This window comes from Akkermansiaceae bacterium (assembly GCA_024233115.1).
GTDB lineage: Bacteria > Verrucomicrobiota > Verrucomicrobiia > Verrucomicrobiales > Akkermansiaceae > Oceaniferula.
On sequence record JACKQB010000007.1, the window covers coordinates 129,321 to 144,174 of the forward strand.

Genomic DNA, 14,854 nt, shown 5'->3' on the forward strand with positions numbered 1-14,854 from the left:
GCATTACTCATTAGTGAATTGTGAGTATTTTACTACGCACCTCCAACTACCCCCGATCAATCCATGAAAAACGAACCTGTTATTTTCAACAATACTGTCCTGCGTGACGGTCACCAGTCACTTGCCGCGACCCGGATGAAAACCGAGCAGATGCTTGCTGCCTGTCCCATCCTCGACAGCATGGGTTATGGGTCATTGGAAACCTGGGGTGGTGCCACCATTGATGCCGGACTTCGTTTCCTCAATGAATTTCCCTTTGACCGGCTGGACGCGCTCAAGGCCGCCTGCCCGAAGACGCCACACATGATGTTGTTGCGAGGCCAGAACATCGTGCAGTATGCCCACTTTCCCAACGACATCGTGGAGGCCTTCATCCACTGCTCGGCCAAACACGGCATGGATATCTTCCGCATCTTTGACGCCCTCAATGACCCTCGCAACATGGAGTGTGCCATCAAGGCCGCCAAGGCTGCGGGGAAACAGGCGCATGGCGTCATCTGCTACACCACCAGCCCGGTGCACACGGTCAAGAAATTTGTCAAAATGGGAATTGAGTTAGAGAAAATGGGGGCGGACGCCATCGTGCTCAAAGACATGGCGGGATTGATCCCGCCGGAAGCCACCAAATCCATCATCTCCGGCCTCAAGAAAACCATCAGCATTCCTGTCTGGTTTCACACCCATGAGACCGCGGGTCTCGGCTCCGCCAGCTACCTCACCGCGATCGATGCGGGTGTGGATGCCGTCGATGTCTCCATCGCTCCGTTTGCCAATGGCACGGGCCAGCCGGACGCCTTGAGAATGCTCGCCATGCTCGACGGCCATCCACGGAAGCCGGATCTGGACACCGATCAACTCGAACAGCTTCGCCAGATTTTCACTCCCGTTTACGAGGAATTGTCCGCGTTCACCAGCCATAAAAACGAGATCGTCGACAGCGACACCCTCCGCTACCAGGTCCCCGGCGGCATGCTCAGCAACTTCCGCAACCAGCTCAAGGAGCAGGGTATGGAAGATAAATTCGAGGACGTCTTTGCGGAAATTCCCGTCGTCCGCGAAGCTCTCGGCTGGATCCCACTGGTCACACCCACTTCTCAAATTGTCGGTGTGCAGGCCATGCTCAACGTCAAGTTCGGTCGGTGGAAAAACTTCTCACCGCAAGCCATGGACATCGCCCTGGGATACTACGGCCAGACCCCGGCACCCGTTGACCCCGAAGTCCAGAAACTCGCTGCCAAACAAGCCAAGAAAGATCCGATCACCTGTCGGCCAGCCGACCTGAAAGAGCCCGGTATGGATGCGCTCCGTAAAGAGCTTGGGGAAAAAGGCCTCCCGACTGACGACGAACACTGTGTCATTTATGCCATGTTCCCGATGCAACTGGAGGAATACTATAAAAAGAAAAATGCACCTGCACCGGAGCCGGCCCCTGTTGTTGAAGAGCCCGCCGCTCCCGCCAACCAGGTTGGTACCGGTACGGGAAAAACACAAAAGCTCAACCTGACGGTGAATGGTAAAACCCACCATGTGTTAGTGGAGGAAATCTCGTAAACCAGGCTCCCGGCTTGCTGACACCCATCTAGCCCCGGAGCGCCAACCAAAACAGCAGCAGGAGAAATCCGAGCACAAGGACGGTAACAAAGGCATAGATCGCGTATTTCATGCCACTGTCATCCACCCTGATGTGATCACTTCTACCGTGCATGTGCTGCTCGATACGATCCTCACGGGAGCGGTTGGCGCGGACCACCGTCTTGAGCTGTCCGTCTTTCCCGATGACCAGTTTCTTGCGCGCCATGGGACAGTTTCCCACTATTACCCGGCCGGTGGCAAGAACGGGATTGCATTTTCTTCGGTCTGACCACGACCACCCCACGACGGCCGCAGCCCGCGGGGAATTGGCCTAGTGCCTGAAGTGGCGGTGCCCTGTGAACACCATCGCGATACCGGCTGCGTCGGCTGCGGCGATCACTTCCTCGTCGCGGATCGAGCCACCGGGCTGGATACAGGCGGTGGCGCCGGCTTCGACAGCGGCTTGAAGGCCATCGGCAAAAGGCAACATTGCGTCGGATGCCATGATGCTGCCTTTGAGGGAAAGACCGGCTTCGTTGGCTTTCCAGACAGCGATGCGTGAGGAATCCACCCGGCTCATCTGGCCGGCGCCGATACCGAGGGTGCGATCCACGCCCGAGTAGACGATTGCATTGGATTTGACATGCTTGACCACACGCCAGCCAAACCGCATGGCACGGATTTCGTCTTCCGTCGGGGGACGTTTGGTCACCACCTTGCCCTCGATGTTGTCGAGACCAAGCGTCGTGTGATCACGCCCCATCACCATCAAGCCGCCCGGAGCGGAGCGGATGACAGGGTCTTTTCTGACTGCCTCCCATGCCTCGGCATTGAGTTTGATTAGACGCAGGTTTTTCTTTTTCTGAAGAATCGCCCGGGCTTCCGGCTCGAAGTCGGGCGCGATGATGACATCGGTAAAGATGGAGGAAATAATCCGCGCGAGCCCCTCGGTGAGAGGTCGGTTGACCACGATCACACCGCCAAAGGGCGCCTGGGTATCTGTCTCGTATGCCAGCTGCCACGCCTTGCGCAAATCATCATCGTGCTGGCCAAGGCCACACGGGTTGGTGTGCTTGAGGATCCCCACGGTCGGGCGCACAAAGTCGGTAATCAGGTCGGATGCCGCTTCAATATCCAGTATATTGGTGTAGCTCAGCTCCTTGCCCTGGAGCTGGGTGAAGACGTCGGAGAAGTTGCCGTAAAGTGCGGTGGGCTGGTGCGGATTATCACCGTAGCGCAGCTGACGGTCCAGAGGCAGGCTGATGGTGAAATGGGAGCGAGTCCCCTCGCCCGACTGTGAGAGGTAGTTGGTAATCGCGGTATCGTAGGTCGAGGTCCGGAGGAATACCTTCACCGCAAGTTCCTCGCGGAGTTTGAAGGAGGTGTCACCGTCGTGCTCGTCCATTTCGGCGAGGATGCGGTCGTAGTCGGACGGACAGGTGGCCACCGTGACGGATTTGTAATTTTTTGCCGCGCTACGCAGCATCGATGGACCGCCGATATCGATGTTTTCAATCGCCTCTTCCAAGGTAACCCCCGGTTTGGCGATGGTTTCCTCAAAGGGGTAGAGGTTGACGACCACAAGATCGATCGGCGGGATATCGTTGTCCCTGGCCTGCTTCAGATGCTCCTTGTCCTCACGCTTGTGCAGAAGGCCTCCGTGCACCTTGGGATGGAGGGTTTTGACCCGCCCCTCGAAGAGTTCAGGGGCACCGGTGAACTCGGATACATCAATCACAGTGAGTCCGGCTTCACGCAGGATCTTGGAGGTGCCACCGGTGGAGAGGAGTTCGACACCATGTTTTTCCAGACCCTTGGCAAAGTCGATCAGGCCGGATTTATCGGATACGGAGAGGAGTGCGCGTTGAATAGCCATAATGAAAGGAACCGCAGGAACGGTGCCCCCCCCGCTTAGCTGCTTGTGCGGTGCTGGGCAAGCGGAATGTGCATCATCCTGGCCCCAAGGTGGCTCTGGAGGAATTTCCCGGCCCCGGCGGGAATCCGGGGCGCTTGGCACGCGGATGCATGCCGATTTTCAGCCCGTCCTGAAACAGAAACCTTAATCCGGATGCCCGACGTCCTCTTTAAGCCATTTCCACATGACACCATCCACGGGTCCCAGCAACCATGCCATCACGAGCAAAACCCCTCCTGTCACCACCACCGAGGCAGCCATGTTGGTGTTGAACCAGACGTGGATGTAGAGGCCACCCACCGCTGACAACAAGGCATGCACAGCGGCGAGTCCGAGCATCACCTTGAGTCGATGGGTACAAAGATAGGCAGCGGAGCCAGGGAGAATGAGTAACGCTATCACCAGGATCGCCCCGACCGCTTGGAATGCTGCCACCACGATAAAGGAAACGGTAAACATCATCCCGTAGTGGATCACCGCTGGCCGGTATCCATACGATGCCGCCAAATCCGAGTCAAAGGAGCTCAACATCATCACGCGATAGAACAGCACCATCAACACCATCGTCAATCCTGCCACACCTGCCATGATCATAACGGGCGTCGGAACCATCAAGCCCAGCAGCGGCACGCTGTCACCCTCGAGCAACAGCCCCAGACGACCGTGCAGCACACACTCAAGATCGAGGTCGACATTTTTCCCCAGCAACATCTCCATCAATACAACCCCCAGGGCAAACAAGGCCGTAAAGGAAATCCCGGTTGCCGCATCCTGTTTCACCCGTGTCCACTTGTGAATGAGTTCGATCAACACGGTCGATGCCAAGCCCGCCAAACCCGCCCCGACAATCAACCATGGAGAGGCGAGGTCTCCGGTGATATAAAAAGCAATCACCACACCGGGAAACACACTGTGGCTAATGGCGTCCCCCGTTAGTGCCATCCGGCGCAGAATCAGGAACGAGCCCATTTGTGAACACGGCAGTGCCACCAGAAAGGCCATCAGGATCAGCCAGAAGGCACCGATACCGAGAGCGTCCCAGGGCAATAAAAGGTTCTCCATCATAGCGGTTGACCTAGCAGGTGCGTGGGTTTGGGAATCGGCTTGCCATGTGGATCAAGCTCTGGGAAATCAAGATCCTGTTCGAGCTGGCGAACCATGTTAGGCCCCAGAATGTGCTCGATCTTCTCCGCATCCTCATGGACATGGTCCTCGGCATAATCAGCCTCATTGGTGAGATAGAGCTCCCAGAGCCGGTGATTACGGACAAGCTCCATGGCGCGTTTCCAACCGGTGTTCGTAAGGTGGAGCGACACCTTGTCTTCGGACAGTTCAATAAACCCATGTTTCAACAAAGAATCACAGCGCGTCCGGATCATTTCCTCGGTCTGCCTTCTTTTCTGCGCCAGCATAATGATACTCACTTCTTCGTGGACAAAGCCCTCGGATTCTAAAATCTGATAGATTGCCTTAAGGGTATTCTCACGCATCACCATCCGGCGGCGTTTGCTGATGCGAAAAACCTTCGACAACACACCGTGGCGCGGGGCTATCAAATAGACCACCGCGAACACAAACGTCGCCGACAAAGTGATCACCGGTCCCGTAGGCATCCCGTTCACCGAGGCTGAGATCAAGGCTCCCACGATTCCTGAAATCACACCAAAGGCAACGGAAAGCACCAGCATCCGGCCAAAACGGTCGGTCAACAGGTATGCCGCCGCCGCCGGTGTAATCAGCATGGCTGAAACCAACACCACCCCGACAGCTTGGAGCGCCACCACAACGGAAAACGTCAGCAGAAAATAGAACACCCCGTTGAGTGCCTTCACAGGGTATCCAAGGCCTCGGGAAAACCCCTCGTCAAAACTCATCACTAAAAAGGGACGCTTGAGGAAAAAGACAGTGACCACCAGCATCACGGTGGTCAGCATCATCATCCGGAGATCACTCGCGTCGATCGACCCTACGTTACCAAAAAGAAAATTCATCACCCCCACGGTGTCCTGCTGATTGCGTGTTTGCCACATGATGCCGAAGGCAAAAAACGTCGCGAGAACAATCCCCAAGGCGGCATCGGATTTGAGGCGGGTGGTCGCCACCAGCGTGCGGACAATCCCCGCTCCGACCAGTCCAGCGGCGGCGGCAAACAGAAAGATGATCGCGGGGTTCCGCCCCGGGCTGTAGATCAACCCGGCCACCACACCTGGCAACACGGCATGTGATACGGCATCCCCCATGAGAGCGACGCGGCGCAGCACCACAAAGCATCCTAACAGACCACACCCCGCCCCCAGCAGGATCGCCGCCATCAATGCCTTCCCCGCTCCGCTTGCCGGAATCAGTAAATCAACCATGGAACCTGCCAACATCATCACTTGATCACCTCTTGCCAACGTTCAAAGTCACAACTTCGCAGCCCGGTCCGCCACTTCACTGAGGATGGTCAGTCGCCCCCCGTAGGTTTTTTGAAGCAATTCACGGGTGTAAACATGCTCTGTTTTGCCAAAAGCGACGAGTCGCATGTTGAGTAACAACAAGCGGTCAAAATACTCACTCGCCGATTGCAAATCGTGATGCACGACGAGCACGGTCTTGCCACGCTCCCGCATCTCCTTGAGCAAGGTGACAATCGCCGCTTCGGTCGCCGCATCCACACCGACAAATGGCTCGTCCATGAGGTAGAGGTCACTGTCCTGGGCCAGGGCGCGGGCGAGGAACACGCGCTGCTGCTGCCCGCCACTGAGGTTGCCAATCTGGCGGTTCGAGTAGGGCAGCATACCGACCTTTTCCAGCGCGTCTGCCGCCCGTCTTTTTTCCTCCCTGCCCGGACTGCGGAACAAGCCGAGTCGTCCGTATGTCCCCATCAACGCCACATCCATGACCGTGACAGGAAAGTCCCAATCGACACTCTCCCGCTGCGGCACGTAGCCGACCCGGTGTAGGTTTTCTTTAACTGATTTGCCAAACACCTTCACCCAGCCTCCGGATGAGGGGACGACACCCATGATCGACTTGATCAGTGTGGATTTACCTGCACCGTTAGGCCCGACAACACCAACCAGGCTACCCACGGGAACCGCAACATCGATTCCGTAAAGCACCGGACGCTTATGATACGTCACCGTCAGGTCGTGGGTTTCCAATGCAGGTTGCGTGTTATTATCCATATCCATTGATCCATTATTTCAGCCCATCGACAATGGTATTCACGTTATGCTTGATCATGCCGATGTAGCTTCCCTTGTCGTATGTCTCACCATGCAGTGTCACCTTGTCACCAGGTTCACCCATGGCGTCGGAAAAGAGTTCCTGTTCACTGACAGTGACTCCGGCTTCAGCTGCCACGGCCTTGATCCCCTTGGCATTGACACTGGACTCTGGAAAAATCATCTTGAGCTTGCGGTCCTTGATAAACTGCACCAGTTCCGCACGGTCCTTCAGGCCGGACTCGGAATTCGTCGATATCCCCTGCAAGCCTCTCACTTCAAAACCATACGCTTTGCCAAAGTAGAAAAAGGCATCGTGACTCGTGACCAACACACGCTGGTCCTCGGGCACCTCGGCCACGCGTTTCTGTACCCATGCATGCAAGGCCATCAGTTCGTCGTAATACATTTCAGCACGCATTTCATACTCGTCCGCCCCCTCAGGGTCGGCTTTGGACAAGGCCTCGACAACCACATCCATACATTCCGACCAAATTTCAGGATTGCCCCAGAGATGCGGATCAAAATAGCCTTGGAACTGCTCTTGCGGTTTTAATAATTGAGCGTCATCAATGGCATCGGTAATCGCGTAAACCCCGCCCTTGCCCTCAGCCCGTTTTTCTAACACATCCTGCATCTTGCCCTCCAGGTGATGGCCGCTGTAAAAAATCAAATGCGCTTTTTGCAAGGCCGCCGTATCCTTGAAACTCACCTGGTAACTGTGCGGGTCGACTCCCGCCCCCATCAAACCCTGCACCGATACCCGCTCACCACCGATGATTTTCACCATGTCGGTGACCATCGTGGTGGTCGTGACAACCCGCAACAATGCCTCATCCGGTGAACCGTCGGTGACACTCTCCTGCTCCTTTTTCAACATCATCACCAGCCCTCCAATCAGGACTCCCACTACCAGGAATACAACAGTGATCTTCTTTGCCATGGCTGTCACATACCTCCAGGACGAAACACTGTCAACCTGTAATTAGCTTAGGCTAATTTTTGTTTTCCAGGCTTATTTTTAGCGGGGGAATGTTTATGGTTGGAAAGAGCACCCCAATTATTCCAGTATGGCACCCATGCCCCAGAAGACTCTCAGCCGCATCCTTTCACTGGCCTTGGTCCTACCAGTACCGTTGCTTGCCAAAGACCAGCCCAACATCATCGTGATCTTATCCGACGACATGGGCTACTCGGATATCGGCTGCTACGGCGGTGAGATCAAGACCCCCAATCTCGACCAACTGGCCCACAACGGGCTGCGGTTCACCCAGTTCTATAACACAGGTCGTTGCTGCCCTACCCGGGCTTCGTTGCTGACGGGTCTCTACCCCCATCAGGCGGGGGTAGGGCACATGATGGACGACTACGGCCTGCCCCAATACCAGGGGAACCTCAACAAACAATGCCTCACTTTGGCGGAAGTGCTGAAATCGGCCGGATACCGGTGTTACATGACCGGCAAGTGGCATGTCACCCGGCACGTTGACTCCGATTCCCCCAAGCACAACTGGCCCTTGCAACGCGGCTTCGACAAGTTTTACGGTACGATTCATGGCGCCGGCTCATTTTTTGACCCCAACTCGCTCACCCGGGGGAACAAGAGGATCACCCCCCTGAACGATCCCGAATACAGCCCCAAGGGCACCTGGTATTACACCGATGCCATTTCCGACAATGCCTGTCGCTACATCCGCGATCACGTCAAGCAGCACCCCGACCAGCCCTTCTTCAGCTACGTCGCCTACACCGCAGCCCACTGGCCGATGCATGCGCTGCCCAGGGACATCGCCAAGTATAAGGGCAAATACGACGATGGATACCTCCCTGTCTACCAGGCACGGATCAAAAAGATGCAACAACTCGGCTTGATCGATCCATCGTGGCGTATCCCGTCACCCGTAGGCAAGTGGGAAAAAGTCGACAACAAAGCCTGGGAGTCCGCCTGTATGGAGGTTTATGCGGCAATGGTCGACAACATGGACCAGGGGATCGGTCGCATCATAGCCACACTCGAGGCAACCGGCCGACTCGACAATACGCTCATCCTCTTCATGCAGGACAATGGCGGGTGCGCGGAGACCTACGGCCGATTCCAGCGTCAGGGGCCTCTGGAGCGCCCCGACAAACCCACCCTGCCCCCCATGCCCCGGGACGAGGTGCAGACAGAGATGATCCCCAAACAATCGCGCGATGGCTATCCGCTCAGACGCGGCAAAGGGGTTATGCCCGGACCGCCGGAAACCGCCATCGGATACGGCAGGAACTGGGCCAACGTTTCCAACACCCCGTTCCGCGAATACAAACACTACGTACACGAGGGCGGTATCTCCACACCCCTGATCGCCCATTGGCCCAAGGGGATCAGCAAGACGAACAGCTGGTCACAGCAACCGTCCCACCTGGTCGATATCATGGCCACCTGCATCGATCTCTCAGGTGCCAGCTACCCGAAAGACAAAACTCCCGTCGAAGGCGTTTCCCTGTCGCCCGTTTTCAACAACCAACCCATCCACCGCGGCAAACCCATCTACTGGGAGCACGAGGGCAACCGTGCCGTCCGCGACGGGAAATGGAAGCTGGTCGCCAAGGGCACCCGGGGGAAATGGGAGCTCTACAACATCCACGAGGATCGCACGGAGCAGAACAACCTCATCGCCGCCCACCCGGAAGTCGCCAAGCGGATGATGGCCCGGTATGACCAATGGGCCAGGGAGCGCGGTGTCGTCCCCTTCGGCTCCTGGAAAAAACACAAGGGAGCCAAAAAGAAACCCGTGCACTAGACCCGTGCACGGGGTGAACCCACCGGATTTCCCGCGCATCCCATCGAGCGAATTAATTCGGATTCTGCCTGTAAGTAATGCCACAAGGTCTTCGTATTTTATGCGATTATGCCAAAAGTCACCATCACACTCCCCGGAGAAGCCCCCCAGCCCTACCTACTGAAGTCGGGCCGGAATGACATCACCACCATAGGCCGGGGCAGCGGTAATGACATCACCATCCCCTGCCCCTCGGTGTCCACCCGGCACTGTCAGATTGAACAATCCAAGGAGGGTTACATCCTCCGCGACAACGGCTCGACCAACGGCCTCAAACGCGACGGGTATCGTATGGATATCATCAACCTGAGGGACAACATGGAGGTCCTCATCGGTGACATCCCCATGGTATTCACCCACACAGAGGAGGAAACGGAGGGAAAAGAACCCGCTCCCGGCAAGCCATCTTCAGATAACGTGAAAAATGCCGACACCCCCGATCCCCAACAAACCTCCACACCCCGTCTGCAGAAAAAATGCTTCCGGGCAGTACTGCTCCTCGGCCTGCTGGCCATGGCCGGTGTCGCCGTCATGCCGTGGCTCGGCCAAGTCGGTATGGCCAACGAGGCAGCCACCACCAGCATCGGCAAATGGATCGGCTTCCTCGGTGAGTTCCACCCGCTTTTCCTGCACCTTCCCATCGGGGTGGTGATGCTCGTGCTCGTCATGGAGGCATTCCGCGTCCTGACCTTCGGAAAATACCAGCCCAGAACGACGATGGGGCTCTTTTTCGGCTCAGCCACAGGCATTTTTGCCGTCGTTTTTGGCTACTGCCTCTATCTCACGGGTGATTTTTCCGGAGAACTCATCGAGGATCACAAGCGTGACGGCATCATCTTCACCATCCTGCTCATCGCCACCTTCCTGATCAAGTATGCCGCCGATATCAAGTTCATGAGCAAGCTGTCGAAGCCATGTTATGTCATCGGACTGATCGCCACCACCGCCACCATGATGAGCGCCGGCCACCACGGTGGAGAAATCACCCACGGCGACCCACTCGACAAAGCGCCTTGGAAACAGGACGACGGCACCAGCCAGGTGGTCAGCGCCGACCCCGTCGTCTACACCGATATCATCCACCCCATCCTTGAAGCCAAATGCATCAGCTGCCACGGTCCCAAGAAACAGAAAAGCGGACTGCGTATGGATACCTACGCAGGCATGGTCGATGGCGGTGAGGAAACCGACTGCCTGGTGCCCGGGGACCTCGAAGCCAGCGCGATGATCTCCTACCTTCACCTGCCGCTTGAAGACGATCTCCGCATGCCTCCAGAGGGGAAAAAACAACTCACCAAGGAGGAAATCCAAATCCTCGAGTGGTGGGTAAAATCAGGCGCGCCAGAACATGCCAGACGCAGCGAATTGGAAGTCCCCCCCGCCATTGCCGCCGCCCTCAATACCCTTAAATCCCCCGAGCAAATTGCCCGTGAACAAGCCGCCAAGACAGAGGCGGCGCAAAAGCAAAAGGCAGCCATGGAGGCCAGGCGTGCCCGACTCGCCACCGCCCTCGACTCGGTGAACAAAACCTTTCCGGGCGCGCTCAACTACATCTCGCAGGAGAGCACTTCGCTGTCGTTTTCAGCCGTCAGCTATCGCAAGCAGTTTAACAACGACAGCCTGGCGGCACTCAAAGACGCCTCGGCCGACATCACCGATCTCGACCTCAGCGCCACCACCATCACCGATGATGCCGCCGCCATGCTTGAGTCCTTTGTTTCCCTCAAGTCGCTCAAGCTCAACCAGACGGCGATCACCGATGCCGCGCTGCCCGGCATCCGGAAGTTGAACCAACTCAAGGTGCTCAACCTTCACAGCACGGCGGTCACTGACGAGGGTATCCAACTTCTCCACGGCATGAGTTCACTCAAAAAAGTCTACCTGTGGGATACCAAGGTGACTGAAGCAGGTGCCAAGGCCCTCGAAAAAGCCCTCACCGATGCCCATGCCAAGGCACAGGATGGGCTGAAGGATGAAGTCCGTGACGCGGACGCCCCCAAGGTGGTCCTCGGTGCTGCCGGGGAAAAATAACAATAACGCTCGCCTCCTTTTGCTTTATCCCTGCGTGTTCAGAGCAGATCGTATCTCACGAGCCACCTTTTCCGCCAGGTAGGCGGACCCTTCCGCTGTGAAATGGACGTTACCCTTCCCGTTTTTGATAGCGGGCAACTTCAATAGCGCGTGTGCATGAAGGTCATTGATCGCTATTCCATTTTTCTGCATGATTTCCCGGGCAATTGCATTGTACTTCACTTCATCCCCCACTTTGCGCCCAGCCTCAAATTCCGGAACGGGGGTCGTGGTACACCAAATCAGCTTGGCATTTGTCTTTTTCAGGCGCGCAACAATCTTTTCCATACTCGCTCTGTATGCTTCCGGGGTGGCGGTTAGTTTCCCATTCACCTTGTCCCGGTGCCCCTGGGTCTTCGCCTTGGGATTCCTGTAACAAATATCCCACAACCCCCAGTTAAAATGGATGATGTCCCACTTGCGATTCCCTAACCATTGATCAATGTTCCTGGCTCCATGTGCTGCGAATTTGCCATTGGTTGGAATCCGGAACACATCGGCTTTCCCCTTTAACAACTTCCGGACATCAACCGTGTAAGCAATCGATATCGAATCGCCGATCAACAGGACGTTGGGCAAGTCGGTGTCCCTGGGGTTTTTAAAAGCATTTGAGTATTCCTTGCCGGTGTACAGCTCGTCCTTGCTTTCCAGGCCCTCGGCTCCATGCGCCATCGACCCAATCATTAAAATGAGGACGCCGCACAGTGTGTTTTGAATTACTTTGACCATGATGTTGTTTGTTGTGCAATTTCCTTGGCACCTCGCTTAGAGCTTCGGCTGATGGACCTCCCCCATTTTGAGCGTGACCAGTTTACTCAATTGATGGTTGGCATAGATACGGAACGAGCCGTCACGCGTGGCGCGGACCGTGGCCGCGACGAGCTTGCCGCCCCGCCATTCGATATCGACTTCAAACCCGCCGCGTGCACGCAACCCCCTCACCTTGCCGTCGGGCCATGCCGATGGCAGCGCGGGAAGCAAATGGAGGATGTAAGGGGCGTCAGCCAATTCGGCCGGGGGCACAACAGGGATGAAGTTCTTCGGGTTCGCGGGATCGCTCTGGTAAGCTGCGAAGGCGGCTTCACCGATGGTACCCGCTGTGTTGTCGATACTCCGCAGATGACTTTGCAGAAGCATCTCACAGACACCGGCAGGGCCACCGAAGTTGCCGTCGATCTGGAACGGCGGATGAAAATCAAAGAGGTTCGCATAGGCTCGTTTGACGTTCAGAAAACGGTAGAACCAGTGCGCTTTGTCACCATTGTGCAGACGGGCCCAGAAGCAGGTCTTCCAGCCGGTGCTCCAGCCGGTGGACTCGTCACCGCGATGTTTCATCGTGACCAGCGCGGCAGCAGAAAGCTCCCGGGTTGTCAGGGGGGAAATATCCCGACCCGGGTGCAGGGCGATCAGGTGGGAAATGTGACGGTGGGTGTCTTTGGGTTCATCCCAGTCCTCCGGCCATTCCTGCACCTGTCCGTGCTGGCCGATCTTCTGCGGACAGAGCCGGGGAATCATTTCCTCCAGCGTCTTGCGGAAGCCGGCATCGACCTTGAGTTTGCGACTGGCTTCGATGCAGTCTGTAAAGAGATTCAAGACCAGTTGCTGGTCCCATGAGGCACCGTAACATTGTTTATTGAGTTTCCCATGCTGCTTGGACAAATAGGTATTCTCAGGCGACCACGTCGGGTAAACAACCAGTGTGCCATCTTTCCAAGGGGCGAGGAAACCGACAAAAAACTCCGCAGCGCCTTTGATGACCGGGTAGATTTCCTTCAGGTACTGGGGGTCCTGGTTAAAGGCGTAGTGGTCGTAGAGGTTCTGCGACAACCAATGTCCGGCTTGCTGCACGCGCCGCCCTGTGTTGTAGGGGCCGGCCACTCCGTAGATGTTGCTGTTGAGTGCGGCCGCCCAGCCCTTGTCAACGCCGTAGTTCTCACTGGCGACATACTTGCCGGATTCAGCGATGACTTTCAGGTATTCCACATAGGGGGAAAAGGAATCCGGCAGGTTGGCGGGATCGACCATCCAGTAGTTCATCGCCAGGTTGATGTCGAAATGGTAATCGGAATTCCACGCGGGCTTGCTGTGCGGGTTCCACAGGCCTTGCAGGTTGGACGGCACCGGCGCGGTGCGCGAGCAGCCCAACTGCAGGTAACGCGCGTAGTTGAAATACAGCAGGTCGAGTTCGACACTACCTCCTTGTTTAAGCAACTGGTCCGTCGGTAGCCCAGATGGCTTGCAATCGATATCCAATGTCATCCGCTGCGCCTGCGCCTGGTAGTCGGCGAGGTGTGCCTGCTTGGCAGCAGCGTACCCCACAGCCACCAGCTTATTCATGGTGGCCGCCGTATCCGCCTTGTAGTCGCGACCTTTGAAGGTCGGAAAAACCGGCAGATAGTCGGTGTAGCCCGTCAGGTAGATCGTGACCGAGCTGGCGCCGGAAACCTCCAATGTGCCATCGACCGTCGCCGTTAGTTTCCCCCCCTCCGCCACCACCTGGATGAGCTGGGAAAAACCCGCCATATCGTTGGCCAGCTTCACCTCTGCCAACAGGGTGAGCCGATTCCCCTCTGCTTTCAGGGTCCTGGTTTTGTGCCGGGTCGTCGTCGCTATCTCCAGCTCGAGCTTGGCGTTTTCCGCGGTGTAGTGCATCACCATCGCATCGTGCGGATGACTGATAAAATACTCGCGGGTGTAGTTCGCCTTGCCGATGGAGTAACTCACCTTGCCGAGTGCTGATTTGAGATCCAGCTCGCGACGGTAGTTAGAAACTTTTTTCGGGTTGTGCCCGGTATCGATCCGCACCTCGGTAAAGGTCGAGTAATTTCCCAACCTGGTTTTCGTATTACAGAGGTGCTCGTTGGCCATCCACTCCATACCGCCTTTCTGGGTGCCGTATTTACCTTCCCGGTAGACCTTGCGCACTTTTTCAAGATCCTTGCCGGCACCTGGCTTGGAGCCGGACTGGGCGACGGGATCGAGTCCGCGGCTGGCATTCGCCCACTGGGTGATTTCGTTGACCACGATCAATTCACGGTCGATACCGCCGCTGAACATCGCGCCCAAGCGACCGTTTCCCATCGGCAGGGCATTGGCGATAAACTTTTTCTCTGCCTTTCTTGCCACTGACTTCTCTCCCGCAATGGCAGGCGTGTTGTAATGGAGGATGTGCTGGGCACAGAGGGACGGGGGGGCCAGCATCACAGCGGCGGCGATGACCAGATTACAATTTTTATTCATGGGTCAATGGGTTGGGTTGAATGGGA

At 56.5% G+C, this 14,854-nt stretch carries 11 protein-coding genes; 3 read left to right on the top strand and 8 right to left on the bottom strand.

Annotation, left to right across the window (positions count from 1 at the left end; translation table 11 throughout):
- Window positions 1-63 precede the first annotated feature (63 nt).
- On the top strand, window positions 64-1,551 hold the full coding sequence (locus H7A51_18190; protein MCP5538148.1) for a pyruvate carboxylase subunit B: 1,488 nt from the start codon (window positions 64-66) through the stop codon (window positions 1,549-1,551).
- Window positions 1,552-1,579: 28 nt separating this feature from the next.
- On the opposite strand, the gene H7A51_18195 is transcribed toward H7A51_18190, so the two are convergent.
- From H7A51_18195 to H7A51_18220, 6 genes are all read right to left on the bottom strand, one after another.
- Window positions 1,580-1,798: a hypothetical protein gene (locus H7A51_18195; GenBank protein MCP5538149.1), complete on the bottom strand. Its 219-nt coding sequence runs from the start codon at window positions 1,796-1,798 to the stop codon at window positions 1,580-1,582.
- A 105-nt stretch (window positions 1,799-1,903) separates the two neighbouring features.
- Window positions 1,904-3,448, bottom strand: a complete 1,545-nt coding sequence (purH, locus tag H7A51_18200) for a bifunctional phosphoribosylaminoimidazolecarboxamide formyltransferase/IMP cyclohydrolase (protein MCP5538150.1) — start codon at window positions 3,446-3,448, stop codon at window positions 1,904-1,906.
- 183 nt (window positions 3,449-3,631) lie between these two features.
- Window positions 3,632-4,552, bottom strand: a complete 921-nt coding sequence (locus H7A51_18205) for a metal ABC transporter permease (protein MCP5538151.1) — start codon at window positions 4,550-4,552, stop codon at window positions 3,632-3,634.
- Window positions 4,549-5,844, bottom strand: coding sequence for a metal ABC transporter permease (locus tag H7A51_18210; GenBank protein ID MCP5538152.1), 1,296 nt, complete (start codon window positions 5,842-5,844; stop codon window positions 4,549-4,551). The genes H7A51_18205 and H7A51_18210 overlap by 4 nt, the downstream gene beginning before the upstream one ends.
- A gap of 48 nt (window positions 5,845-5,892) precedes the next feature.
- Window positions 5,893-6,657: a metal ABC transporter ATP-binding protein gene (locus H7A51_18215; GenBank protein ID MCP5538153.1), complete on the bottom strand. Its 765-nt coding sequence runs from the start codon at window positions 6,655-6,657 to the stop codon at window positions 5,893-5,895.
- Window positions 6,658-6,670: 13 nt separating this feature from the next.
- Window positions 6,671-7,639 (bottom strand): zinc ABC transporter substrate-binding protein, encoded by a 969-nt coding sequence (locus tag H7A51_18220; GenBank protein MCP5538154.1) that lies wholly within the window; start codon window positions 7,637-7,639, stop codon window positions 6,671-6,673.
- Window positions 7,640-7,775: 136 nt separating this feature from the next.
- On the opposite strand from H7A51_18220, the gene H7A51_18225 reads away from it, so the two are divergent.
- Together H7A51_18225 and H7A51_18230 are read left to right on the top strand one after the other, a co-directional pair.
- Entirely contained in the window at window positions 7,776-9,479 is a 1,704-nt protein-coding gene (locus H7A51_18225) for an arylsulfatase (protein MCP5538155.1), read from the top strand.
- Window positions 9,480-9,587: 108 nt separating this feature from the next.
- Entirely contained in the window at window positions 9,588-11,549 is a 1,962-nt protein-coding gene (locus H7A51_18230; GenBank protein ID MCP5538156.1) for an FHA domain-containing protein, read from the top strand.
- A 24-nt stretch (window positions 11,550-11,573) separates the two neighbouring features.
- On the opposite strand, the gene H7A51_18235 is transcribed toward H7A51_18230, so the two are convergent.
- The gene (locus H7A51_18235; GenBank protein MCP5538157.1) at window positions 11,574-12,317 is read right to left on the bottom strand and encodes an SGNH/GDSL hydrolase family protein; all 744 of its coding nucleotides are present in this window, start codon (window positions 12,315-12,317) and stop codon (window positions 11,574-11,576) included.
- A 36-nt stretch (window positions 12,318-12,353) separates the two neighbouring features.
- A complete protein-coding gene (locus H7A51_18240; GenBank protein MCP5538158.1) occupies window positions 12,354-14,828 on the bottom strand; it encodes a glycoside hydrolase family 95 protein in 2,475 nt (824 codons plus the stop codon).
- Between the last annotated feature and the right edge of the window lie 26 nt (window positions 14,829-14,854).